Below are 25,986 nucleotides of genomic sequence, written 5' to 3'. Positions count from 1 at the left end.
CCTCGTGCCCCGGATCGGGCCCGACCATATTGGCAGGCCGGGCGTCTGCGTCGCCATACGCGGCGCCGGGTTTCGGGATATCAAAGGTCACGGGTCGACGTCGTGACCTTATCGCCACAGTGCCTCAGCAGGCCACGCGGAAGCATGGCGAAATTTGACCGCATCCCCGCTCCGGCCGGGCGGTGTCGTTGCGCGTGTATCCCATGCCGGATATCGTTCTGATGGGCCAAAACCCGGCAAGATCAAGCTGTTGTCATCCGAATGTCGCGAACGAAAGTCCGCGTGATCGGCTGTTTGTGCGGCCTTGTCTCGGGTTCACGATGGGGGCAAGACGATGAACGCAATGGCATGGACGGCGCCGATATCGCGCCGTGCGACACCGCGACGCGGCAGGCAATCGACGCCTAGGCCGCCGGCCCCCCTCAGCCGCTAGCAGCGCGCCACCGAGCGGCCTTCGCCACGACCGCTTATTCCAGCGTCTTCTTCCCGTGCGGCTCGGCAGCGCGTCTCGCGCATGTCGGCCTGACGGTCTCAGGGCAGCCCTCGCGGTGCGCCTTGCGGTGTCTCCGAATGAACTCTCCCGCACAAGCGGCCTCGAACATGATCAGACGCATGGTGCCCGGCGAGACCAGCCGGGTGCTGGTGCTTCTGCTCGTCTCCGTCACCTGCTTCACGGCGCTGGGGCTGCATCTGCATTTCAACGTCACCATGCAGGTCAGCGACCGGGTGCTCTATTACGGCCTGCTCATCGGCCTGTTCTATTGCTGCACCGCCTATCAGCTCAGCCGCTTCGGCTCCGCCCGCCGCGCTGCCCGCCATCGCCTGTTCTCGGATGCCGAGGTCGAGTATCTCTTCGCGCCCGACGCCCCCACGGTCGCGATCCTGATCCCGTCCTACCGGGAGGAGCGCCGCGTCATCGTCATGACGATGCTGTCGGCGGCGCTCGCCCGCTACGCCAATCGCCGCATCGTCCTTCTGGTCGACGACCCGCCATCCGACCGCGAGTCGATCGCGACCAGCCTCGGTGCCGTCGCCGAAGTACGCGAGATGATCGCGAAGCCGATCGCGGCGTTCCGCACCGAGCAGGATGCGTGGCGGCTGCGATCGGAGATGGGCGCGATCTCGCTCCCCGACGAGGCGCGGCGGTTGGCTCTGAACTATCGCCGTGCCGCCGACTGGCTCGAGGAGCGCGCCCGCTTCTTCGAGGCCGATGCCACCCCGGAATTCGCGCATGTCGACCGATTCTTCGTCGAGCGGATCCTGCGTGATCTTCGCCGCCGCTACGAGCATGAAGCGACGAAGATCGCCGCGCGCGCGCTGACCGTCGATGATCTCGACCGGGAATATGCCAAGCTGGCGACGCTGTTCTGCGACGACATCAGTTCGTTCCAGCGCAAGACCTTCGCCAATCTCTCGCATGCACCCAACAAGGCGATGAACCTCAACGCCTATATCGGGCTGATGGGCGCGTCCCATGTCGTGCGCACGACGGCGGGCCGGCGCGTCATCGAGCAGGCGCCAGAGGGTGCCGACGGCCTGTTCATCCCGGGCTCGGATTATGTCCTGACGCTCGACGCCGACAGCGTCATCCGCGGCGACTATATCCTCCAGCTCGCGCATGTCCTCGAGACCGAGGACCGCCTCGGCGTCGCGCAGACCCCCTATCTGGCCTTCCCGGACAGCAAGGAAACGGTGGAGCGGATCGCCGGTGCGACCACCGACATCCAGTACCTCGTCCACCAGGGCGCGACCTTCTACAACGCTTCCTATTGGGTGGGCGCCAATGCCCTGATCCGCTTCGCGGCCCTCGAGGACATCCGGCGCGAGCAGGTCGAGAACGGCAAATCTTGCGCGGTCTTCATCCAGGACGACACCGTGATCGAGGACACGGGCTCGACCGTGGATCTGCTGCATGCGGGCTGGTCGGTGCACAATTTCTTCGCGCCGCTCGCCTACAGCGCGACGCCCGGCGATTTTGGCGCCCTCGCCATCCAGCGCAAGCGCTGGAGCAATGGCGGGCTGATCATCTTCCCGATGCTGCTGAAGCAGTATCTCGGCTCACGGGGACGCCTCCGCCGGCTGCCCGAGCTGACGCTGCGCTCGCACTATCTTCTCTCGCCGCTGATCGGCAACGCGGCCGTCTTCACGCTGATGGTCTGGGCGAGCCGCGACGGGCGCGCCCTGATCTGGACGCCCTTCGTCATGCTCCCGTATTTCCTGCTCTACGGGACCGACCTGAAGCGGCTCGGCTATCGCATCCGCGACCTCTTCGCCGTCTGCGCGCTCAATCTGATGCTGCTGCCAGTGAGCTTCGCCGGCATTGCTGCGTCGATCCGCCAGATCGTGACGGGCCGCAAGGGCAGCTTCTCGCGCACGCCCAAGGTCGCCAACCGCACCTTCGTGCCCCCCTATGCCTTCCTCTTCAACAGCTTCATGCTGGCGCTGATGACGGTCTATGTCGTGCAGGGACTGCTCTCGCGCGAATATCTCGGCACCATCATCCCGGCCGCCAACGTAACGCTGTACTTCTACGGCCTGCATCGCTTCATCGGCTTCCGCAATGGCGTGTCCGACCTTGCGCTCGGCATGCGCACGCGCCTCGCCGACGCCATGGCACGGCTTCGCGAGGCCTCGTTCGCACCCTTTGCCGCAAGGCCTGGCCGGCTCGTCGGCGCGGGGCTGCTGGCCGCCATCTTCGTCGCCACGCCGCTGCAGTTCGGCGCGAGCAGCCCGTCGAAGAACGCCGACGCCACTGGCGCCCTGCACCAGGGCGGATTCGCCGTCGCGGAACCGATCGGCGCGGCGCGCGCGTCGCTGGCAGCCGCAACGCCCGTCCAAGCGTCGATGATCGGGGCCTTCATGACGTCGATCGCGGGCAAGCCTGCTGTCCTCGCCTCAGGCGCGGCCGATGCGTCCGGGACGGATATGCCCGCGTCCGGCGATCTGGAACGCGTGTCCGGCATGGCGCTGACCACGAGCGGGGACACGCGATGAGCGGCGTCGAGAATTTGAAGTCCGGCGTGAGCCGGGAATGGTTGGAAATGGGCGGGGTCGCTGTGGAAGCCACAGGGATCGACGTCCGGGGCGTTCGGGGGAACCAGTCTTGAACTCGCAGCACAGAGCACCGGCCAGGCGCCGCGCAATGACGCACCTTGCGCGTCCGAACCGTCCTTCCCGGTTCGGACGAAAGGCCCTCCTCGCCGGCGCCGCGCTCAGCACCGCCGTGCTGATGCCGGGCGGCCAGGCCTGGGCGGCCTGTTTCGTCTTCGGCACCACGGTGTTCTGCGGCGGCAACGTGTCGTCCGGCGTCTCGCTGACCGATCCGATCACCGCGCTCAATATCGGCTTCCTCAACACCGACATTACCCCTGCCCCCGGGGTCGACGGCATCAGCTTCGAGACCAATGGCGCGATCACCATCAACAGCCAGCTCGGAACCCACGCGATCGCGGTCAGCGGGCTCGGCGCCGACGGCATCTCGGCCAAGAGCTTCGGCACGGGGGCCGTCGCCATCCGCAACCGCGGCGACATCACCTCGCAGGATGGCTCGGGCATCAATGTCGAGACCGGCGGCACCATCACGCTGAACAATCGCGGCGACATCGATGCCGCGCTCGACACCATCCGCCTGCATGGCACCGACAGCGGCGCCATCGACATCCGCCAGCTCGGCGACCTCACCTCTTCCGGCGGCGCCGGCATCAATGCCGACACCAATGGCGCGATCGCGGCGGTCGTCGTCGGCGATATCGACGTGAAGACCGACGGTATCGGTCTGGTGAGCCACGAGAGCGGCGACGTCACGCTCGTGCAGCGCGGCGACATTACGGCCGAGGACGCCCACGCCATCTATCTCTGGGGTCAGGGCGACGTCTCGGAGACGAGCCGTGGCGATTTCGTCGCGGGCCTTAACGCGATCCACCTCGAGAGCCACGGCTCCGGCGACGTCACGGTCGACCACACCGGCAACATCACCTCGACGACGGCGAACGGTGTCTACGCTGCCTCGTCCGGCAGCGTCGGGCCGACCGGCGACGTCTCGGTCACCGTCAACGGCGACATCCGGGCCGCCACGAACGGCATCTACGCGACCTCGAGCGACGGCAGCCTGGTGTCGGTCGACCATACCGGCGACATCGACGCGACGAGCGGCTACGGCATCTTCGCCTCCGCCGCCAATGGCGCGGTATCCGTCACCAATGACGGCACGATCCGCTCGGGCTACACCGGTATCTCTGCCGAGAACACATCGACCAGCAGCCTGACGGTCGACCAGACCGGCGAGATTTTCTCCTCGGGCGGGATGGGCATCTACGCCCATTCCTCCAACGGCACGGTCAATGTCGTCAGCACCGGCGACATCGACGCCTATGACACCGGCGTCTACGCCCTGGCGGACAGCAGCAGCGCCACGGTGAACCAGACCGGCGACATCGTTTCGCACGCGGGCAACGGCATTTATGTCTATGCGCCGGACGGCGCCGCCAGCGTGACGGGGTCGGGATCGATCCTGTCCGAGAAGACCGGCGTCTATGTCGACAGCACGGGCAACTACACCCCCGCGACCGTCGATCGCTCCGGCGACATCACCTCCCTGAGCGGCAGCGGCATCGTCGCGCTGGCCTCGCGCGGCATCGTCAGCGTCACCAATTCCGGTGCGATCATCGCTGCCGGCGACGGCATCCAGGCCCAGAACACGTCAGATCGCGCCGTCACCGTGGACCAGTCCGGCTCGATCACGGCCGGCGGCTATGGCATCTATGCCTATTCGACCAACGGCTCCGTCAGCGTGCTCGGCACGGGCGACATCCAGTCCGGCAATACGGGTGTCTATGCGCTCGCCGATGGCGCCGCCACCTCGGTGAACCAGACTGGCGACATCGTCTCGTCCGGCGGCTACGGCATCTATGCCAGCTCGCCCTTCAGCACGGTGTCCGTGACCGGTTCCGGCTCGATCGCCGCGCAGCAGACGGCGCTCTATGCGGCAAGCTACGGGACCGCAACGGTCGATCGCTCCGGCGATATCAATTCCCAGAGCGGAAGCGGCATCATCGCCGTCTCGTCGATCGGCGCGGTCAGCGTGACCAATTCCGGCTCGATCATCGCCGCCGACGACGGCATCTCGGCGACCAACCAGTCCGCCAGCCCCGTGACGGTCGATCAGTCCGGTTCCATCATCGCCCTCGACCACGGCATCTACGCCTATTCGACCAATGGCTCGGTGAACGTGCTCGGGACCGGCAACATCCTGTCGGGCGACACCGCCGTCTATGCGCTGGCCGATGGCGGCAACGTCTCGGTCAACCAGTCCGGCGAAATCGTCTCGTTCGGCGGCTACGGTATCTATGCGAGCACCCCATGGGGCGGCGTCTCCGTGACGGGCTCCGGCAGGGTGGCGTCGGGCGACACCGCCATCATGGCTACGACCCTCGGCACGGGCTCCGCCACGGTCGACCGCTCCGGCGAAATCTATTCCCAGAACGGCAGCGGCATCGTCGCGACCGCGACCCTCGGCGCCGTCAGCGTCACGAATGACGGCACGATCGACGTCGCGAAGGACGGCATCTATGCCGTCAACGGCTCCGCGAATGCCGTGACGGTCGACCAGTCCGGCTCCATCCTTGCCGGCGGCTACGGCATCTACGCCACTTCGCCGCAAGGGGCCGTCAATGTGCTCGGCACCGGCGATATCACCGCGCAGGATACCGGCGTCTACGCTGTCGCCGACAGCGCGACGGTCAGCGTCCATCAGTCCGGCGACATCACCTCGATCGATGGCTACGGCATCTATGCCAGCGCGCCGGCCAGCACGACCACCGTCACCGGCTCCGGCGACATCACGTCGCTCGAGACGGGCGTCTATGCGACCAGCATGGGCAAGGTGACAGTCGATCGCACCGGCGACATCACGTCCTTCGACGGCAGCGGCATCGTCGCCAAAGCATCACTCGGCGCCATCAGCGTGACCAATGCCGGCACGATCATCGCCGCCGACGACGGTATCAACGCCAGCAACACATCGTCGAGCGCCGTTACTATTGATCAGTCGGGCGCCATCTTCGCCGGCGGCTACGGCATCTATGCCCACTCGCCCAGCGGCAATGTCAGCGTGCTCGGCACGGGTGACGTCGCCTCGCAGGACACCGCCGTCTACGCTCTCGCCAACAGCGCGTCCGCCTCGGTCAATCAGACCGGCGATCTCGTCTCGCTCGGCGGCTACGGCATCTATGTCAGCGCGCCCAACGGCACGGCGAGCGTCACCGGCACCGGCGACATCGCCGCGCAGGAGGCGGGCATCTCGGTCTCGAACAACAGCGCCAGCGCCATCACGGTCGACCGCACCGGCGACATCATTTCCTGGGGCAGCAGCGGCATCATCGCGACCTCGGCACTCGGTGCCGTCAGCGTGACCAATGTCGGCACGATCGCTGCCGCCGAGGATGGCATCAACGCCAGCAACACGTCTTCGAGCCCGGTGACCGTCGACCAGTCCGGCACGATCATTGCCGGCCGCTACGGCATCAATGCCCATTCTCCCAACGGCAATGTCAGCGTCCTCGGGACGGGCGACATCCTCGCGCAGGACACCGCCGTCTACGCCCTCGCCAACAGCGCCTCGACCTCGGTCAACCAGACCGGCGATCTCGTCTCGCTCAGTGGCTACGGCATCTATGCCAGCGCGCCGTCCGGCACGGTGAGCGTCACCGGTTCGGGTGACATCGCCGCGCAGCAGGCCGGCATCTACGCCTTCAATACCAGCGCCGGCGCGGTCACGGTCAACCGCTCGGGCGACATCGCCTCCTGGGGCAGCAGCGGCATCATCGCGACATCGTCGCTCGGCGCCGTCAGCGTGACCAATGTCGGCGCGATCGGCGCCGCCAATGACGGCATCCAGGCCGCGACGCTCGGCACTGCCACGAGCGTCACCATCACGCAGACGGGCGACGTCTATGCCGAGAACGGCACGGCGCTCGTCGCGAGCGCGATCGGCGGCGACGTCACGATCACCTCCATCGGTGCGCTCGAGGGCGCGGCCGGCATCTCGGCGACGAATTCGGGTTCGGGTGCCGTTTCCGTATCGCAGACGGGAACCGTTCTCGCTGACGTCGGCACCGGCATCGTCGCGACGTCGTCGAACGGGTCCGTCACGGTGGTCGCTGATGGCGCCGTCTCCGCGAAGCTCGACGGCATCTATGCCAACAATGGCAGCGACACCGCCGCCGTCAGCGTCACGGCGAATGATGGTGTGACTGCAGAGGGCGGAACCGCCATCTCGGCGTCGTCCTTCGGCGGCGACGTGTCGGTCACGGCGAGTGGCGCCCTGGCGGCCTATTTCGACGGCATCAACGCATCGACGCGGGCCAACGGATCGATATCGGTCTCCCAGAACGGATCGATCACCTCCGACGCCGGCTCCGGCATCACGGCGTCCTCGCTTTCGGGCATGATCTCGGTTGCGAGCGTCGGGACAATCCTGGCCCAGATCGACGGCATCAGCGCGTCCAATCTCGGCGGCGGCGCCGTGACCATCGCGCATTCCGGCGGGAGCATCGACGCCCTGTCCGGTCGCGGCATCGCCGCCATCTCGCCGACCGGGCTCGTCTCTGTCGTGAACTCCGGCGCCATCACGGCCTATCTGGACGGCATCGCGGCCAGCAATGAGAGCGACGCGGAAGGCGTCTCCGTAACGCAGACCGGCAACGTCACCTCCACGACCGGCGCAGGCATCAGGGCATCGTCCGCCCGCGCCGGCGTGAGCGTGATCAGCAGCGGCAACATCGTCGCGGGCGCCGACGGCATCGTCGCCAGCAACCAGAGCGACGACCAGTCCGTATCGGTCGTTCATACCGGCGACATCACCGCCTGGGGCGGCGACGGCATCCACGCCACCTCGTCGCAGGCTGCTGTCTCCGTCGCCACGAATGGCAACATCTGGGGCGCCGTCAGCGGCATTGAGGTCGGCGGTTACGGCAATCTCGGCGTCACGATCAGTGGCGGGACGGTCCAGGGCGGCGCCGGCGGCGCAGGTGTCAGCTTCGACATCGGCGCGGCCAACACGCTCACCAATTACGGCACGATCCAGAACACGGCCGGCATCAACGCCCTTGCCATCCAGGCGAGCGATGTCGACCAGATCTACACGACGACGGCGATCACCAACTACGGCACGATCATCGGCAATGTCGACCTGGCCAACTGGGACAACACGTTCAACAACGCCAGCGGCGCGCTGTTCGACATGGGCAACACGGTCGATATCGGGACCGCCGGCGTCCTGACCAATAGCGGCACGCTCTCCATCGGCGGCAAGGGCACGGTGGCGACCACGGCCTTCACCGGATCGCTGGTGAACACGCCGCTCGGCACGCTGGCGATCGACGTCGACATGGCGAACAGCCTCTCGGACGTCGTCAATGTCAGCGGCTCGGCAAGCCTCGCCGGCACGCTCGGCGTCAACTTCGAGAACTTCAAGGCCGGCGCGCAGCGCTACACCTTCCTGACGACCGGCGAGGGCGTCACGGAGAAGAGCCTCTCCTATTACAACCCAGTGGTGATCAGCTCCATCGACTACGGGCAAGGCTCGGACAGCGCCACGCTCGTCATCGACGGCTTCAACTTCGCGCCCGCGGGCGTGACCGGGAACGGCATTCCGATCGGCGCCTATCTGAACCGCAGCATCAACAATACCAGCGCGCTCTACCCGATCGCCCAGAACCTGGTGAATCTCAATTTGCTCGGCGCGGTGAACGTGGCGCTCAACCAGATGTCGCCGAACATCTACCTCGCCAATGAGCAGGCCGCGACGATCGGCATCTCCGACTTCTCCGACAGCCTGATGAGCTGCAAGGTCGAGGGCGGCGCCAATTACTTCGGTGCCGAAGGCCAGTGCTTCTGGCTGAGGGGCGATTATCGCAACCTTCAGCAGGACGCCACGGCGAGCAATGTCGGCTATGACAGCGACACGTGGAACTTCGCAGGCGGCGCCCAGTTCGCCACCGCGAGCGACTGGCGCGTCGGCTTCGCGCTCGGCGCGACCAGCGGCAATATCCGCGACAATCAGGGCGGATCGAGCAGCATCAATGCCTTCAACGGCGGCGCGGTCATCAAATACGTGCCCGGGCCGCTGCTGCTCGCAGCGTCTCTCTCGGGCAGCTACGGCGCCTATGACGCCAACCGCACGGTCTCCTTCGGCACGATCAACGACAACCTGTCCGGCACGTCCAATCTCGGCGTGCTCGATGCAAGGCTGCGTGCCGCCTATACGCTGCAGTCGGCGAACCTCTACGCCAAGCCGCAGATCGATTTCGACGCCGTCTATTCGAACCAGAGTGCGTTCACGGAAACGGGCGGCATCACGGCGGTGAGCATCGACGGGTCGAGCCAAACCGTCTACAGCGCCACCCCGGCCGTCGAGTTCGGCGGGCAGGTGGCGCTGGCGAACGACTTCCTGCTGCGGCCCTATGTGCGTGGCGGCGTGACGGTCTATTCGAACGACGAGGCCAAGCTGGTCGGGTCCTTCGCCGCCGACACCATCACCGATCCCTTCACCGTCAGCGCGACGATGGACCAGGTTCTGTGGAAGGTCGGCGCCGGTGCCGACCTCATGCCGGGCAACGGCATGGTGGTGCGCATCAACTACCAGGGCGCCTTCGGTAGCACGACGACGGCACAGACGCTCGGCGCGAAGTTCAGCATCGACTTCTGACGCGCCTCTGAAACCAAGCGGCGCCGGCAGATCATGCCGGCGCCTCCATCAAGACCGCGGCGGATCAGCGAGGCGCGCGGGTTGCCTCGAACAGGAACCAGCTCCGCCGCTCGGCCTCGTCGATCCACACTTCGATGAGGCTGGTCGAGGCCACGTCGTTATGCGTCTCGCAGACGCCATGCGCTGCGCGCAGAAAGCCAGTCAGGCGGCGATTGTCGTCGGCGAGTTCGGCGATCATGTCCTGCGCCGTCACATAGGCCGCATCATTGTCGAGCAGGCGCTGGAGGCGGGCGATATGGCCGATCGAGCGCAGCGTCGTGCCGCCGACCTTGCGGGCCCGTTCGGCGAGCGCATCGGTCGTCGCGAAGATCTGGTCGCCCTGCTCATCGAGCATCAGGTGATAGTCGCGAAAATGCGGCCCCGACATATGCCAGTGGAAATTCTTGGTCTTGAGATAGAGCGCGAACATGTCGGCGAGCACGCCGGTCAGCGCCGCCGCGATATCCGCCGTGGCCTCGGCGCCGAGATCGGTCGGGGTGTGGAGCGGGGCGGCCTGGCGCCCGGCAACGGAGAGTTCGCTCATGATCGAAGATCCTCGCTTGGGTGGACGGCCGGCTGGGCTCATGCCCGCCGGGACCGGAGAAACCCGTCATCGCCGGGCTCGCTGTCCGATGCACCCAACCTAAATTCCGGCTCTCGCTGCCTCCATCGCCCTTGCGGATGGCCGGCTCATACCTCGGTTTAGGCCTCGGTGGGCCCGCCCCCTAAACTCCTGTATGACTTCCTGCCGCACGGATTTGATGCGACTGTCGTCTGAATGGTTCGCGCGCGCGAACAAAGGGACTGGCGGGGACGATGGTTGCGAGAAGAGCGGATGAGGCGGCGCGGTCGGAATCCGAGGCTGTAGCCTGCGCCCAGGCGGGGCCGGCCTCAGCCAGCAGCCGCCCATGAGCGCCACCGCATCCCGCGCCGCGGCGGCCGTCCTCGCCGTCGCGATCTTCCTGTTCGACCTGCTCTCGCCGCTCGAAGGCGCCGTGGCGGTCCTCTATGTCCTCGTCATCCTGCTGGCTGCCCGGACGGGCCACCGCCGCGACATCCTCGTCGCCGCGGCCGTGGCCTTCGCCCTGACGCTCTCGGCCTATGGCGTCTCGCATGGCTTCGAGCACGCCGGCGCCGCGACGCTCCGCGCGATCGTGAGCCTGGCCGCGATCGGCATCGCCACCATGCTCGCGCTGCAGAACCAGGCCGCCACCGGACGTCTCGTGGCACAGGCGCAGCTGCTCGACCTGTCGCACGACATGATCTTCGTCCGCGACGCGACCGGCGTCATCATCTTCTGGAACAACGCGGCGCAGGAGATCTATGGCTGGTCGTTCGAGGAGGCGATCGGGCGCGTCGCCGACGAACTGCTTCAGACGCGATATCCGGACGACCGGGCCGCAATCGAATCGACCCTGTTCGAGACCGGGCGCTGGGACGGCACGCTGGAGCAATCCACGCGGTCGGGCGCCCGCCTCGTCGTCGAGAGCCGCTGGGCGCTGCGGCGCGACGCGCTGGGCCGGCCGATCGGAGTTCTCGAGACCCATACGGACGTTACCGAACGGCGGGCGGCCTATGCGGCGCTGGTCCGCAGCGAGCGACGCTACCGGCGCATGTTCGATGCGAGCCGCATCGGCGTCGTCCAGGAGGACTGGAACGGCGTCGGGGCGGCGCTCGCGGCCCTGCCCCTCGCCGAGGGCCAGACGCTCGAGGCGTATCTCGTCGCGCACCCCGAATTCATGGCCGAGGCCCGCGGACTGACACCGATCGTCGACGTCAATCCGGCCTTCCTGTCCATGGTCGGCGCCGGGAGCGCGTCGGAGTTCATCGAGACCGTCGACGACGTGCTCTCCGAGCGGGACGACACTTTTGCCAGGGCGCTTGCTGCCTTCGCGCGCGGCGAGAGCTTCTATGAAGGCGAGACGGAGATCGTCCACATCGACGGCCGCCGCGTTCCCGTCATCTTCGCGATCACCTTCCCGAAGCCGGATGATCCGGACAGCAACGCGCTGGTGTTCGTCGTCGACATCACCGAGCGCAAGGAGGCACAGGAGGCCGTGCTGGCGGCTCAGGCTGAACTCGCTCATGCCGCCCGCGTCGCCACGCTCGGCGAGCTGACCGCTTCGATCGCGCATGAGGTCAACCAGCCCCTGATGGCCGTGGTCACCAATGGCGAGGCGGCGATGCGCTGGATGCGGCGCGAGCCGCCCGACCTCGTCGAGGTCGAGGCATCGATCACGCGGCTCGTCGCCGAAGGACGGCGGGCGAGCGAGATCGTGAAGCGGGTCCGCGCCTTCCTCAGAAAGGCGCCCGAGCAACGCGACGAACTGGACATTGCGGATCTCGTGGCCGAGGCGGTGCAACTGGTCGAACGCGAGCTGGCGCGCGCCGGCGTGACGCCGGGCATTGCGGTCGCGCCAGGACTGCCGGCGGTGATCGGAGATCGGATCCAGCTGCAGCAGGTCCTGGTCAACCTCATGGTCAACGCCGCCCAGGCCATGGCCGATCATCCGGGAGAGCGACGGCTTTCGATCGAAGCCGCGCTGGCGTCCGCGGACATGATCACGATAACGGTCGCCGACACTGGACCCGGCATTGCCGCGGATCACCTGGAACGGCTGTTCGATCCCTTCTTCACGACCAAGGAACAGGGCATGGGTATGGGCCTTGCGATCTGCCGCACGACCGCGGAAGCTCATGGCGGCGCGCTGTCGGTCGAGAGCCGCCCCGGCGGGGGCGCGACCTTCCGCCTGTCGCTTCCCGCGCCACCGGCAGGAGCATCGGCATGACCGGTCCGAACTCGACACGTGGCGCTTCGACGCCCTCCAGCGCGCTGCCGCTCGTCGTCATCGTCGATGATGACGCGGCCGTGCGGGATTCGCTCGACAGCCTCATCCGGTCGATCGGGCTCGCAACGCGCCTCTATGGCTCCCCGGCCGAATTGCTTCAGGACAAGCTCCCCGACCTCGTCGGCTGCCTCATTCTTGACGTGCGCCTTCCCGGCATCAGCGGCCTCGATTTTCAGGCGCAGCTGGCAAAGCACGGCATCCTGCTGCCGATCGTCTTCATGACCGGCCATGGCGACATCCCGATGAGCGTGCGGGCAATGAAGGCCGGCGCCGTCGACTTTCTGGCCAAGCCTTTTCGCGACCAGGACATGCTGGATGCCGTCACGGCGGCGATCGAGCGCGACCGGCAGCGGCGCAGCGACAGCGCCGCGCGGGACGGGTTGCGGGCTGAATATGAAACGCTGACGCCGCGCGAGCGCGAGGTCATGGGCCACGTCGTCGCCGGGCTGATGAACAAGCAGGTCGCCGGGCTGATCGGCCTCAGCGAGATCACGGTGAAGATCCATCGCGGCAATGTCATGCGCAAGATGGGCGTCCGCTCGCTCGCCGACCTCGTCCGCAAGGCCGAGGCGCTCGGCATTGCGCGTAACTGAGGCGGCGGCCCAAACCTCCGTATGATTCCGTAGCGGGCTTCGGGGCGCCATATAGAGCTAAGGCCGCGCATCGGACGCTTCTTTCGTGCGACACGGCGCGAAGGACATCAAGGAATGGCTCAACCGCCCATCATCGCCATCGTCGACGACGATCACGGCGTCCGCACCTCGCTCGCGAGCCTCGTGCGCTCGCTCGGCTATGACGCCCGCAGCTATGCGTCCGCGGTCGATTTCCTCGCCGACGAGCTGAACGGCGATCCGGACTGCATGATCGCCGACATCCAGATGCCGGAAATGAGCGGCGACGAGCTCCAGGCCGCGCTCATCGCGGCGGGACGCCGCTTCCCCATGATCTTCATGACGGCTTTCCCGACCCGGGCGACGCGCGAGCGCGTGATGGCCGCGGGCGCCTGCTGCTTCCTCGACAAGCCCGCCGATGGCGACGCAATCGCCCATCATCTGGCCGAGGCCGTCACGCGCCGGCCGGCCTGATCGCCCTGGCCTTATGCCGGGCGCGAACCCACACCTTCGTATGACCCAATGAACCGAGCGTAGAATTCAAAGACTGCCCCCCGAGTCATAGCCTGATCAAGTCAACGGCTCGGGAGCGAATTCATGAGCAAGATCAATATGAAGGTTCGTCCGGCGATGATCATCGCCGCCCGGACGATCGAGCCGCGCGGCGCCGGAAGGCTCACCCCGCCGGCGACCTGGCACCACCTCGGCTAGCCGTCATGTCCAGCCACGGCTTCACCCCCACCCGGCGAGCGTTCCTCGCCGGAACGACCAGTCTCGCGGCGGCTTTCCTCTCCGCCCGGACCCTTGCGCAGGCCTCAACCCCACACCTCAACGCAGAAGGAAACCACGTCATGAGCAGCGGATTCATCAAGACGAGCGACGGCACCGAGATCTTCTTCAAGGATTGGGGTCCGAAGGACGCCCAGCCGATCCATTTCCATCACGGCTGGCCGCTGTCCTCGGACGACTGGGACAACCAGATGCTGTTCTTCCTGGCGAACGGCTATCGCGTCGTCGCCCATGACCGGCGCGGCCATGGCCGCTCCTCGCAGGTCTCCACCGGCAACACCATCGACCAGTATGCGGCCGACGCGTCTGCCGTTGCCGAGCATCTCGACCTCAAGAACGCCATCCATATCGGCCATTCGACCGGCGGCGGCGAAGTCGCCCGCTATGTCGCGAAGTTCGGCCAGCCGCAGGGCCGCGTCGCCAAGGCCGTGCTCGTCGCCGCCATTCCGCCGCTGATGGTGAAGACGCCGGGCAATCCCGACGGCACGCCGATCGAGGTGTTCGACGGCTTCCGCTCGGCGCTCGCCGCCAATCGCTCCCAGTTCTATCTCGACGTCGCCTCGGGCCCCTTCTACGGCTTCAACCGGCCGGACGCGAAGGTCTCGCAGGGCATCATCCAGAATTGGTGGCGCCAGGGCATGATGGGCGGCGCGCTGGCGCATTACGAGGGCATCAAGGCCTTCTCCGAGACGGACCAGACGGACGACCTCAAGGCGATCACCGTGCCGACGCTCGTCCTGCAGGGCGACGATGACCAGGTGGTGCCCTACAAGGACGCCGCGCTGCTCCAGGCCAAGCTGGTCAAGAACAGCACGCTCAAGATCTATCCGGGCTTCCCGCACGGCATGCTGACCACCCACGCCGATACCATCAATCCGGACCTGCTCGCCTTCGTGAAGGGCTGACCTGGATCCGAATCAGACCGAGAAGGGGGCGGATCATTTCCGCCCCTTTTTTCGTGCGCGCCGGTGGTTGTCCCCACGCTCCCAGGGCGAACCAGGCCGAAGTAACGGCAGAGGGTCGATCCGATTTATCGGAGAAAGTCCCATTCTGCCAACGCCGCGCGTGTGAATATCGATAAGTCAATCTTAGCTTGTTGCGTTTACCAAATTCCATTAGGTCCTGCGCTAGATTCGACGGAGATCGCTCAGGCCGACCGCACGCGGTTTGGACTTGCGCCCCGGAGGCTACGCCGGTCGCCCCGAGGCATTGTGCAATGCAACCGGCATGGGAGGCCGCGTGAGGTCCGGTCAGCTGCGTATCGTCGCCGGCAGTCTCGTGGCAGCCCTTTGTCTGGGCGGTTGCGTTCCGGTCGGCGCGCCTTCCATCGCGCTGTTCGGCGCCTATTTCCCGTCCTGGCTGGCATGCGCCCTCGCCGGCATATTGGGCGCCGTCGCGATCCGGTTCATCTTCATCCCTCTCGGCATCGATGACGCGCTTCCCATGCGTCTCCCCGTCTATGTCTGCATTGCGGCTTCGATCGGGTTCCTGGCCTCCATCGCCGGCTTCGGGAGATAGGCCTTGCATCCGGATCACAAGCCCCGCGCCGCCCAGGCCGTCGGCGTCGTCGTGAGCCTCGCCGCCGTCGCCGCGGCGGTGTTTCTCGGAATGCGCTATTTCCGCAATGCCGATCTCAACCCGCTGTCGCAGGACGCCGTGCTGACGGCGAGCGTCGTGAACATCTCCTCGGCGGTTCCCGGGCGCATCGCGGCCATCGACGTCAAGGAGAACCAGACGGTCGCCAAGGACCAGCTGCTGTTCGCGCTCGACCCGGTGCCCTTCCGCCTCGCCGTGGAACAGGCGGAAGCCGATCTGAAGATCGCCGAAGCCGCCGAGGCCGACCAGGCGCGCACCGTCTCCGCCGAGCGCTCCAATGCCGTCATCGCGACCGAGCAGGTCTCGCGCGCGCGTTCGAATCTGGACCTCGCCACGCAGACGCTCGCGCGGCTGCAGGCGCTCCGCCCCAAGGGCTATGTGAGCGCGCAGCAGGTCGACGATGCCGCGACGGCCAAGCGCGACGCGGAGGTGAGCCTCCGTCAGGCGCTGCATCAGGAGGAGGCGGCCGACGCGCTGGTCAGCAACGCCGCCGCTTCCATCGCCTTGGTGGAGGCCCGCCGCGCGGCGCTGGCGATCGCGCAGCGGGCGCTCGACGATGCAACGATCCGGGCGCCGTTTGCCGGCAAGGTCGTCGGGCTCGCGACCTCGCCGGGCGAATATGTCCTCACCGGCCAGTCCGTCTTCACGCTGATCGACACCGCCGAATGGTTCGCCTCGGCCGCGTTCCTCGAGACGGAACTGCCGTCCATCGCGGTGGGTGATTGCGCGACCGTCTACACGCTCGCGGACCGGACGGTCCCGATCCGTGGCCGCGTCGAGGGGACGGGTTGGGGCGTCGCTTCGCAGGACGTGATCAACCTTCCGCGCACCATGCCGATCGTGCCGAAGAATCTAGACTGGGTGCGCGTCGCGCAGCGCTTTCCCGTCCGGATCCGCCTGCTTGATCCGCCCGACGAGCTGATGCGTATCGGAGCCTCCGCGACTGTAACCGTGCACCATGGCCAGAGCTGCTGAGTTCCCCTGGCGCGCCGTGGCACGCCAGACCGCGCGCGACCTCCAGCCCTTCCCGGGCCGCCTTGCCATGACCTGGCGGGTCGCGCTGCTCTGCGCGATCGTCGCCGGCGTCGCCATGGTCTACAAGATCCCGGAATCGGCCATCGGCTGCTATCTCATCATCTTCCTGATGAAGCCGAACGGCGCCCAGAATGTCGGGCAGTCGATCGGGCTGATCATCCTGGCCAGCGTCGTGGTGCTCGCCATGGCGCCGCTCGTGCAGGCGACGGCCGATTCGCCGCTGCTGCGGATTGCCGTGATGGCGCTGATTTCGTTCGTGTTCGTGTTCCTCGGCGCCGCATCGCAGCTGGGCGAGATCGGCTCGATCATCGCGCTGGTGATCGTCTTCGTTCTCACGCTGGTCGACCAGGTTCCGGCCGGCGAGATCGTGACCCGCGGCCTGCTCTATGCCTGGCAGATGGCCTGCGTGCCGATGGCGCTCATGATCGTCTTCAACCTCGTGCTCGGCACCTCGCCGCACAAACTGATGCGCGACACCATCGTGGAACGTCTGAAGGCATCCGCCGAGGCACTCGATGAGGCGGACGCCGGACGCGTGCAGCCGCCGCTCGCCGAAGGCAATGCCGATATCGGCCAGCAGGCGATGCTGGCGACAATCTTCCATACGGCGCCGACCGCCTATGTCACCTGGCTGCGCGGCGCGGCGATGAACAGCTATCGCCTGATGCTCGCGATCGCTGCCCTGCCGGCGGAGATGACACGCGACGTCCGGGACGGGCTCGTGCGGCAGCTGCGCGCGGCAGCGGACGCCGTCGGCAAGGGCGACCGCCCCGAGGGCACGAGCCAAGCTTCGGCAACGGACGCGCCGGCGCTCGGTGCCCTCCGCACGGCGCTTGCGGGATTGTCGCAGCAAAATGGCGGCTCCGACGAGGCACCCGCCAAGCCGCCCTTCCTCGCCGCCGACGCCTTCACCAATCCCGACTATCAGCGCTATGCGCTGAAGACCACGGCGGCGGCGATCTCCTGCTACCTCATCTATTCGCTGATCAACTGGCAGGGCATCCACACCGCGATGATCACCTGCTACGTCGCTGCCCTCGGCACCACCGCCGAGACGGTTCACAAGCTGATCCTCCGCATCACCGGCTGCCTGGTCGGCGCCGCGATGGGCTTCCTCTCCATCCTCTACGTCATCCCGCATCTCGAATCGGTCGGCGGGCTGATGGCGCTGGTCTTCGGCGCCATTCTCGTGGCGGCCTGGGTGTCGACCGGCAATGAGCGCATCTCCTATGCCGGCGTCCAGGTCGGGCTCGCCTTCCTGCTGACGGTGCTCGACGGCTTCGCGCCGAGCAGCAGCATGGATTCCGGCCGCGACCGCATCGTCGGCATCCTACTCGGCAATGTCGTCGTCTATCTCTTCTTCACGAGCATCTGGCCCAAGAGCGCCATCGTCGAGATCCGCGAACGGCTGGCGCGCGTCTTCGCCGCACTGTCGCGCCTCGCGACGTTGGCGCCCGACGCGCGGATCGCCGCCCTCGCGGACGCGGAAATCATCGAGACGGAGACGGCCAAGGCGCGCGAACAGCTGGCCCTGCTGCCGTTCGAGCCGGCCTCGGAGCGCCCATCGGCCGCGCGCATCGCCGAATTGCGCGATCTGATCGCCGAGACGCGGGCATTCCTGCCCATGCTCCTCTTCGCACCCGCCCCGACGGACGATGTGCCGCGCCGGCTCGATCGCGTGGCCGAACGGATCGGCGGGCGGTCTGCCGCTGCCCCGTCTTCCGACCAGCCGGCCGAGGCGACCGACGATGGAACCGGCGACATCGCGGCGCGGCTGCGCCGCATCGAACAACTGGCTGCGGGGTGACGGGGATGGCGAGCACGATGCGACTCCCTGCCGTCAGGCTCTTCGGCTTCGCGCTTGCGGTGCTGATCGGCGGCTCGCTCGCCGCCTGCACCTCGAGCATGCTCGAAAACGCGCCGAGCGACCCGTCCACGCCGTGGAAGCCCCCATCCGAAGCGGCGGCCACCAAGGCGGGCGGCAGGAGCGGCGCGAACGACTTCGGCGTCCGGTCCGACGATGCCGTCTCGGCGCTCCAGCCGACGCCCGGCATCCAACGCAACAAGGTCTACGGCCTCCCCGAGCTGATCGACATCGCGCAGACGCAGAACCCGGCCACCCGCATCGCCTGGCAGACCGCGCGGCAGGCGGCGCTCGCGGCCGGCATGGTCGAGGCGACCTACCTGCCCTACATCTCCGCCAACGTGATCGGCGGCTCGCAGAGCTATTCGGCGCCGCTCCCCGTCGCGATCGGCAATCAGGACGAGGTCACCACCACGGTCAGCGGCGTGTCACCGCAGATCGCGCTGCAATGGCTGGTGTTCGACTTCGGACAGCGCAAGGCGCTGCACGAGGCGGCGCAACACAATTCGGCGGCCGCGAACGTCCTGTTCAACGGCGTGCACCAAAAGATCATCTACGACGTCACGCGCACCTATTATCTCTACGGCGCCGCGCGGAGCCGCGTACGCATCGCCGACCAGAACCTCGCCAACAGCCGCAAGATCGAAGCGGCGGCGCAGGCACGGGTCGACAAGGGGATCGGCACCACCGTCGAGCTCGCGCAGGCCCGACAGGCGGTGGCGCAGGCGCAGTTCGGGCTCGTCCAGTCCCAGGGCCAGGAGAAAGACGCCTATCAGGCGCTCCTCGGCGCGATGGGCGTCTCGCCGGTAACGCAGCTCCGCGTCTCGGAATCCGGATCGCGGCGGCTGCCCGACAGCGTCGGCGCGCCGACGGAGCAGATGATCAAGGCAGCGCTCGCACAGCGCCCGGACGTGCTCGCCTCCTTCTCCGCGATGAAGGCGAGCCAGGCCGGCATCACGGCCGCCGAGGCGGAATTCATGCCCAAGGTCTATCTCGGCGCCGTCGCCGCCGGCGGCAACACCAATCTGAGCGCCTCTGGCATGCCGACGATCGGCCAGCAATCGGCGGCGACCGGCGTCGTCGTCGGCGCGACGATGCCGCTCTTCGACGGCGGCCTCCGGGAAGCCCAGCTCAAGAATGCCCAGTCGCTCGCCGCCGCGAGCGAGGCGACATTCCAGCGGACGCGCGACGACGCGGCGCGCGAGATCGTCGTCAGCGCCGATACGCTGCGCTCGGCGCTCGCCTCCTACCGCGCGGCCACGGCGCTGACCTCGGCCGCCGCCGTCACCTATGATGCGGCGCTCGATTCCTATCGCGCCGGCGTCGGCGACATCACCACGGCGACGGCCGCCGACAGCGGGCTGCTCACGGCGCGCCAGGCGCAGGCGGATGCCTATACGGCCTCGCTCGTCGCCGCATCGAACCTCGCCTTCGTGCTCGGCCGGATGACGTCCCGCGACGCCTCCGCCCTGACATCATCGCAGTAGCCGCGCCATGCGGCCCGCTCATCTGTTCCTAGCTGACTGAGGAGATCGAGGCTTGACATCAGATCCTTCGAAGAACGCTCTCCGCGATGAACTGCTGGACGACGTCTACTCGGCCGTCGACCTCTCCGGCGCCCTGCCGAAATTCGCGTTCCCGCCGTCGGAGGCCGATCCGCGCCATGTCTTCGCGGCGGTCCGCGACGAGCTGATGCTGGACGGCAATTCGCGCCAGAACCTCGCGACCTTCTGCCAGACCTGGGTCGACGACGAGATCCGCGACCTGATGGCGCTGTCGATCGACAAGAACATGATCGACAAGGACGAGTATCCCCAGACCGCCGAGATCGAGGCGCGCTGCGTGAACATGCTCGCCGATCTGTGGAATTCGCCCGATCCGAAGGGCACCATCGGCTGCTCGACGGTCGGCTCATCCGAGGCGGCCATGCTCGGGGGGCTGGCGCTCAAATGGCAGTGGCGCAAGAAGCGCGCGGCAGCCGGGCTGCCGACCGACAAGCCCAATCTCATCTGCGGCCCCGTGCAGATCTGCTGGCACAAATTCGCGCGCTATTTCGACGTCGAGCTCCGCGAGATTCCGCTCGAGGGCGACCGGCTGATCATGAACGCCGAGGAGGTGCTGAAGCGGGTCGACGAGAACACGATCGGCGTCGTGCCGACCATGGGCGTCACCTTCACCTGCCAGTATGAGCCGGTGAAGGCGGTCAGCGATGCGCTGGACAAGCTCCAGGCTGAGACGGGCCTCGACGTTCCGATCCATGTCGACGGTGCCAGCGGCGGTTTCCTGGCGCCGTTCTGCGCGCCGGACGTGCCCTGGGACTTCCGCCTGCCGCGCGTCAAATCGATCAATGCGTCGGGCCACAAGTTCGGCCTCGCGCCGCTGGGCGTGGGCTGGGTCGTCTGGCGCGAGGCGAGCGACCTGCCCGAGGATCTCGTCTTCAACGTCAATTATCTCGGCGGCAACATGCCGACCTTCGCGCTCAACTTCTCGCGTCCGGGCGGGCAGGTGATCACGCAGTACTATAATTTCCTGCGTCTCGGCCGCGAGGGCTACGCCAAGATCCACGATGCCTGCTACGCGACGGCGCAGTTCCTCGCCAAGGAGATCGCGGCGATCGGCCCGTTCGAGATCCTGTTCGACGGCAATAGCCAGGCCGGCATTCCGGCGCTGTGCTGGAAGCTCAAGGACGAGGGCGGGATCGGCGGCTACACGCTCTACGACCTCGCCGACCGGCTGCGGAGCCGCGGCTGGCAGGTGCCGGCCTATTCGATGCCGGCCAACCGCCAGGACCTCGTAATCCAGCGCATCCTCGTGCGGCATGGCGTGAGCCATGATCTCGCCAGCCTGCTGCTTGAGGACCTGAAGCGCTCCGTCGAATTCTTCGCCAAGCACCCCGTCGTCCAGCCGATGACCAAGGACGAGGCCGGCGGCTTCAACCACAATTGAAGCCCCTGACGCGCCGCGCGCCAAGCGCCGCGGCACGTCCATCGAACAGGGCGGCGGCAGCGGAAGCCGCCGAACCCGCATCCCGCTTTTCCGCGAACGCGCCATTCCGGATCTGGAGAACGCTCTCACATGTGTACGTCGCTCAGCTACAAGGACGCGGCCGGCAAGGTCTATTTCGGGCGCACTCTGGAGCTCACGATCGATCTGCCCTACCAGATCGCCTATTATCCGCCGGGCTTCTCGGTGACCTCGGCCATCGAGGGACACGCGCCTGCGACCTTCGCCACGCGCCATGGCACCATCGCCGTCACGATGCCCTACCGCCTGCCCACTCCGGACAAGCCGATCGGCATCGGTGATCTCAAGGTGCTCGAAGGTCTCAATGACAAGGGGCTGACCTTCAGCCTGCTGTCCTATCCCACGGCTGCGGGCAAGCAGGCGGCGGTGGAAGCGACGAAGTCGGTGCTGTCGGCATCCGATATCGGCCTGTGGGCGCTCGGCCAGTTCGCCACCGTCGAGGAGGTCAAGGCCGCGCTCGACGAGCAGCCGATCATGCTGCAGCCCCTCGCCCTGCTCGGTGGCGTCGAATCGCCCTTCCATTATGTCGTGCATGATGCGAGCGGCGCGGCGCTGGTGATCGAGTTCGACCACGGCATCATGACCGTCTACGACAATCCGGTCGGCGTCATGACCAACGGCCCGAAGTTCGACTGGCACCTCGTCAATCTCAACAACTACACTTTCTTGTCCAACGTCGATAAATCCTCGGCGACGTTCGGTGCCTACGCCGCGGCCCAGCCCGATTCCGGCATTGCGACCGCCGGCCTGCCGGCCTCGAACACTTCGGTCGGCCGCTTCGTGCGGGCGGCGTATTATGCTGAGTTCACCGAGAAGGCCGCCGAACCCGATCTGGCGGTGCAGACGCTCGCCCACATCATGAACAATTTCGACCGGCCCCGCGGCGCGAGCATCGATTATCCCGAGCAGGGCGGTGGCCATCTCGAGGTGCAGGGACTGCAGCAGGACGGCAAGGAACCCTATGCGACCGAGTTCACGTCGTGGACCAACCTGTCCGATCTCGACCGCGGACTGTTCTTCATCCGCGACTATCGGAGCCTCAACTATTCGTCCTTTGACCTGAAGGCGCTTTCCGCGCTGACCGCCCCGGCCGTGGTCCCGTTCGGAAAGCTGGGCGCTCTCGCCGGCGATGGAACCTCGCTGCTGAAGGGTTCATCCGCGCGGTAACGCAAGGTCCACCATCCGGACCGTCCTTCCGCCGCCATGGTGCCGGCGCGCCGCAGGGCCGCCGGCTCATGCCATCCCGTCCCGCCCGATGCCCATCTTATGAAGCGCCATTTCCTGCATCCGAGCGGCCTCCATATCGCGATCGAAGGGCCAGGACCCTTCGCGACGCGCCTCAGCTTCACGCGAGCCGGCCAACGCATCGTCTGGCTCGCACGCCAGCATCGCAAGGGGCTCGACCTCCGCCACCGGGCGCTCGATCCGGCCGGACGGCCGTTCTGGCAAAGCGCCGCCTATAATTGGAGCGTCGGCGCGATCTTTGCCGTCGGCGCATTCCTGTTCATGCTGGGCAGCGTGTTGAGCCTCGTCCCGGCCTCGGCCGGGGCATGGCCGGCGCTATGGACCAATATGGTCTTCTTCGCCGGCTCGATCCCGTTCACCATCGCCGGCTACCTGCAGCACTTCCAGGCGGCCAACGCGAGCGAGTTCATGGTCGATCCGCCGGCTGGACAAGAGCGCCGCGTCGCGCTGATCGGCTGGCATCCGACGAGCGCCGGCTGGCTCAGCACCTTCACGCAGTTCCTCGGCACGGTCGCGTTCAATTTCAATACGTTCGACGCGATCCTGGCCCCGCCCTCCGCGACCGCGCAGGACCTGTTCATCTGGACGCCGGACATGATCGGCTCAGCGCTCTTCCTCATTTCCGGCTATCTCGCCTTCATTGAGACGAGCCATCGCTATTGGAGCTGGAAGCCGAAGGATCTCGCCTGGCAGATCGTCTTCGTGAATCTTCTCGGCTGCATCGCCTTCATGATCGCGGCGATCCTCGCCTTCGTCCCCGCGGGACCCGAGCCGTCATGGATTCCGGCGGTCTCGAACATCAATCTTCTGCTCGGCGCGCTCGGCTTTTTCATCGGCGCGCTGCTGACCATGCGCGAAAGCCGGGCGGCCTCCTAGGCGGCGGACCCGGCGGCCGAAGCCGCCGGGCGCGAGCGGCGCTACTTGAGCAGCGGATCGGGGTTGAAGTCGTGCAGCGGCACCTCGTCGACGCCCCAGTTCTTCGTGAGGACATGGACATGCACATCCTTGGCGCCGTTGCTCTTGAGGATGCCGAGGATCTTCTCGTCGTCGGCGGAATCGGCTGCATGAACCCAGAGCAGCAGCCCCCCGGCGGCGATCTGTTCCTCGACCGAGCGGCCATGCTTGCGCCCGAAGAGACGGGCGAGCAGAAGTCCGACGGCGCCCGACCCGGCGGCGCTGCCGGCGGTGATCGCGATGGTCGGGATCAGCGCGGCGCCGGCCGAGCCCAGCACCGCTGCGGCACCGAGGCCGACCACGAGCGCAGGACCGCCGGTCAGGGCCGCGAGCCCTTCGACGCGCGCATCCGGCGCCGAATAGGCGGCGCGCGGCGCATCGGCGCGATCTTCCAGTTGCTGCACGGACATGCCGGCGAGCCGCTCGCTATGTCCGAGCACGCTCATGTCTTCCTGCCGCAGGCCCGCCTGCATCAGGGCATCGACCGCGGCATTGAGCGAAGCCTCGTCGCTGAAGATGCCGACGGCCTCCCGCTCCTCGTAAGTATATTCGCCGCTCGTCGTCTCCGAAGCATTGTTGGCCATGCGTTCCTCTCCCCAGAACACGGGTTTGCTGTCGATTCATCCTAGCGGTTGCACGCGGCGCGGCACAAGGTTGGCAAGCCGGATGCGCGCGAACGCCGCGACTGGGATGACCCGGTTATCCCCATCCCAAGACCCGGAATATCCGAGACCCGGAATATGGCCGGCGCGGCGCCGTGAAGCTCTGCCGATTGCTTGCGATGCCCGATGAGATCGCGCAACAATGCTGCGGCGCACCATTCCGGCGCGATCGCTCCCCAGCCTGTGGCACCATCATGAGTCTCAAAGTCTATCTCGCCGGTCCGGAGGTCTTCCTGGCCAATGCCCGCGAGCAGCTCGACCGCAAGATCGCGCTGACGCGTGCCGCCGGTCTCATCCCGCTGGCGCCCGGCGATCTGGCGATCCCACCGCAGCCGACCAAGCGCCAACTCGGGCATGCGATCAGCGCGGTCGACGAAAGCATGATGGACAATGCCGATGCCATCATCGCCAATCTGACGCCCTATCACGGGCTTTCCGCCGACACCGGCACCTGCTTCGAGCTCGGCTATATGTGCGCGCGCGGCAAGCTCGCCTATGGCTACACCAACGTCGCGGCGCCGATGCGCGAGCGCGCGGTCGCCCATTATGGCGGCGACGTCCACCACGGCAGCGACGGACGGCTGCGCGGCGCCGATGGCCTGATGATCGAGGATGTCGACATGGCCGATAATCTGATGATGCAGGGCGGCATCGAGCGCCGCGGCGGCGCGCTCATCGTGCACGATGCCGCGCCGGATCGCCTCTATACCGACACGACGGCCTTCGAGCACTGTCTGGAGCTGCTGGCGGAGCGCGCCGGCTTACGCTGAGGGCGGATAGGCGCGCGAGCCGAAAATGGCGCCGCCGACACGGACATAGGTCGCGCCGAAGGCCACCGCCGTCTCATAGTCGCCGCTCATGCCCATGGAAAGCTCGGCAAGGCCGATCTCGCCCGCCAGCTTGGCTAGCAGCGCGAAATGAGGGCCAGGCGCCTCGGCCGCCGGCGGGATGCACATCAGCCCGCCAATGGCGAGGCCATGCTCGGTGCGGCAGCGCTCCACGAACGCCGCGGCCTCGCGCGGCGCGATGCCGGCCTTTTGCGGCTCCAGCCCCGTATTGACCTGCACGAACAGCTTCGGCCGTTTGTCCTGGCGCGTGATCTCTTCGGCGAGGGCGCCGGCGATCTTGTCGCGGTCGACAGTGTGGATGGCATCGAACAGAGCGACGGCCTCGCGCGCCTTGTTCGATTGCAGCGGACCGATCAGGTGCAGCTCGATATCGGGATGCGCCGCGACGAGCGCCGGCCATTTCGCCTGCGCCTCCTGGACGCGGTTCTCGCCGAAGAGGCGCTGCCCGGCCGCGATCGCCGGCTCCATCGCCTCGGCGGGAAACGTCTTCGACACGGCGATGAGGCGGGCCGATCCCTTGGGCCGATGCGCGGCGGCTTCGGCGGCGGCGATATGGCCGCGAACGGCTGAGAGGCGGGCTTCGAGACTGTCGGACATGGCCTGCCGGATGTGAGGGACGGCGGATCGAAAGGGTCGGCCGGCCCTACCACGCCCGGCGCCGCGGCTCAACCGATCCGCCATTCGGCCGCCATGGCGGTTGACCGGGCGGCAGCTTTCTGGTGAAGGTCGCAACCTGCCGCAAGGCGCAATCCTTCCAGCGGCGC

17 protein-coding genes are annotated in these 25,986 nt (G+C 67.1%); 14 read left to right on the top strand and 3 right to left on the bottom strand.

Annotated elements, in window-relative coordinates; all coding sequences use genetic code 11:
* Nucleotides 1-600: 600 nt before the first annotated feature.
* Nucleotides 601-2,994 carry a glycosyltransferase family 2 protein gene (locus GGR25_RS21760; protein ID WP_183400997.1) on the top strand — a complete coding sequence of 798 codons (2,394 nt, stop codon included), beginning with the start codon at nucleotides 601-603 and terminating at the stop codon, nucleotides 2,992-2,994.
* 148 nt (nucleotides 2,995-3,142) lie between these two features.
* Nucleotides 3,143-9,706 carry a hypothetical protein gene (locus GGR25_RS21755; RefSeq protein ID WP_183400996.1) on the top strand — a complete coding sequence of 2,188 codons (6,564 nt, stop codon included), beginning with the start codon at nucleotides 3,143-3,145 and terminating at the stop codon, nucleotides 9,704-9,706.
* A 64-nt stretch (nucleotides 9,707-9,770) separates the two neighbouring features.
* On the opposite strand, the gene GGR25_RS21750 is transcribed toward GGR25_RS21755, so the two are convergent.
* Complete coding sequence (locus tag GGR25_RS21750) at nucleotides 9,771-10,289, bottom strand: Dps family protein (RefSeq protein ID WP_183400995.1); 519 nt, start codon at nucleotides 10,287-10,289, stop codon at nucleotides 9,771-9,773.
* A gap of 364 nt (nucleotides 10,290-10,653) precedes the next feature.
* On the opposite strand from GGR25_RS21750, the gene GGR25_RS21745 reads away from it, so the two are divergent.
* From GGR25_RS21745 to GGR25_RS21695, 11 genes are all read left to right on the top strand, one after another.
* Nucleotides 10,654-12,534, top strand: a complete 1,881-nt coding sequence (locus GGR25_RS21745; RefSeq protein ID WP_183400994.1) for a sensor histidine kinase — start codon at nucleotides 10,654-10,656, stop codon at nucleotides 12,532-12,534.
* Nucleotides 12,531-13,187, top strand: coding sequence for a response regulator transcription factor (locus GGR25_RS21740; RefSeq protein ID WP_183400993.1), 657 nt, complete (start codon nucleotides 12,531-12,533; stop codon nucleotides 13,185-13,187). The genes GGR25_RS21745 and GGR25_RS21740 overlap by 4 nt, the downstream gene beginning before the upstream one ends.
* 114 nt (nucleotides 13,188-13,301) lie before the next feature.
* Nucleotides 13,302-13,679, top strand: a complete 378-nt coding sequence (locus GGR25_RS21735) for a response regulator transcription factor (protein ID WP_183400992.1) — start codon at nucleotides 13,302-13,304, stop codon at nucleotides 13,677-13,679.
* Between the two features lie 377 nt (nucleotides 13,680-14,056).
* On the top strand, nucleotides 14,057-14,899 hold the full coding sequence (locus GGR25_RS21730) for an alpha/beta fold hydrolase (RefSeq protein ID WP_246410173.1): 843 nt from the start codon (nucleotides 14,057-14,059) through the stop codon (nucleotides 14,897-14,899).
* Nucleotides 14,900-15,233: 334 nt separating this feature from the next.
* Nucleotides 15,234-15,512: a YtcA family lipoprotein gene (locus tag GGR25_RS21725; RefSeq protein WP_343068144.1), complete on the top strand. Its 279-nt coding sequence runs from the start codon at nucleotides 15,234-15,236 to the stop codon at nucleotides 15,510-15,512.
* Nucleotides 15,513-15,515: 3 nt separating this feature from the next.
* A complete protein-coding gene (mdtN, locus tag GGR25_RS21720; protein WP_183400990.1) occupies nucleotides 15,516-16,565 on the top strand; it encodes a multidrug transporter subunit MdtN in 1,050 nt (349 codons plus the stop codon).
* A complete protein-coding gene (locus GGR25_RS21715) occupies nucleotides 16,549-18,432 on the top strand; it encodes an FUSC family protein (RefSeq protein ID WP_183400989.1) in 1,884 nt (627 codons plus the stop codon). Before mdtN ends, GGR25_RS21715 begins: the two co-directional genes overlap by 17 nt.
* A gap of 17 nt (nucleotides 18,433-18,449) precedes the next feature.
* Nucleotides 18,450-19,976, top strand: a complete 1,527-nt coding sequence (locus GGR25_RS21710; RefSeq protein ID WP_246410170.1) for a TolC family protein — start codon at nucleotides 18,450-18,452, stop codon at nucleotides 19,974-19,976.
* A 52-nt stretch (nucleotides 19,977-20,028) separates the two neighbouring features.
* A complete protein-coding gene (gene gad / locus GGR25_RS21705; RefSeq protein ID WP_380147090.1) occupies nucleotides 20,029-21,435 on the top strand; it encodes a glutamate decarboxylase in 1,407 nt (468 codons plus the stop codon).
* Nucleotides 21,436-21,564: 129 nt separating this feature from the next.
* Nucleotides 21,565-22,680, top strand: a complete 1,116-nt coding sequence (locus GGR25_RS21700; RefSeq protein ID WP_183400987.1) for a linear amide C-N hydrolase — start codon at nucleotides 21,565-21,567, stop codon at nucleotides 22,678-22,680.
* Between the two features lie 99 nt (nucleotides 22,681-22,779).
* A complete protein-coding gene (locus GGR25_RS21695) occupies nucleotides 22,780-23,634 on the top strand; it encodes a hypothetical protein (RefSeq protein ID WP_183400986.1) in 855 nt (284 codons plus the stop codon).
* Nucleotides 23,635-23,675: 41 nt separating this feature from the next.
* Here the strand turns inward: GGR25_RS21695 and GGR25_RS21690 are convergent, their stop codons facing one another.
* Entirely contained in the window at nucleotides 23,676-24,296 is a 621-nt protein-coding gene (locus GGR25_RS21690) for a hypothetical protein (protein ID WP_183400985.1), read from the bottom strand.
* Nucleotides 24,297-24,568: 272 nt separating this feature from the next.
* On the opposite strand from GGR25_RS21690, the gene GGR25_RS21685 reads away from it, so the two are divergent.
* Nucleotides 24,569-25,144, top strand: a complete 576-nt coding sequence (locus tag GGR25_RS21685) for a nucleoside 2-deoxyribosyltransferase (protein WP_183400984.1) — start codon at nucleotides 24,569-24,571, stop codon at nucleotides 25,142-25,144.
* Here the strand turns inward: GGR25_RS21685 and GGR25_RS21680 are convergent.
* On the bottom strand, nucleotides 25,136-25,819 hold the full coding sequence (locus tag GGR25_RS21680; RefSeq protein WP_183400983.1) for a YggS family pyridoxal phosphate-dependent enzyme: 684 nt from the start codon (nucleotides 25,817-25,819) through the stop codon (nucleotides 25,136-25,138). The genes GGR25_RS21685 and GGR25_RS21680 overlap by 9 nt on opposite strands.
* Nucleotides 25,820-25,986 lie beyond the last annotated feature (167 nt).

It is taken from the genome of Kaistia hirudinis (assembly GCF_014196455.1).
In the GTDB taxonomy this organism is placed as follows: Bacteria; Pseudomonadota; Alphaproteobacteria; order Rhizobiales; family Kaistiaceae; genus Kaistia; species Kaistia hirudinis.
This window is presented reverse-complemented; position numbering and strand designations above follow the sequence as displayed.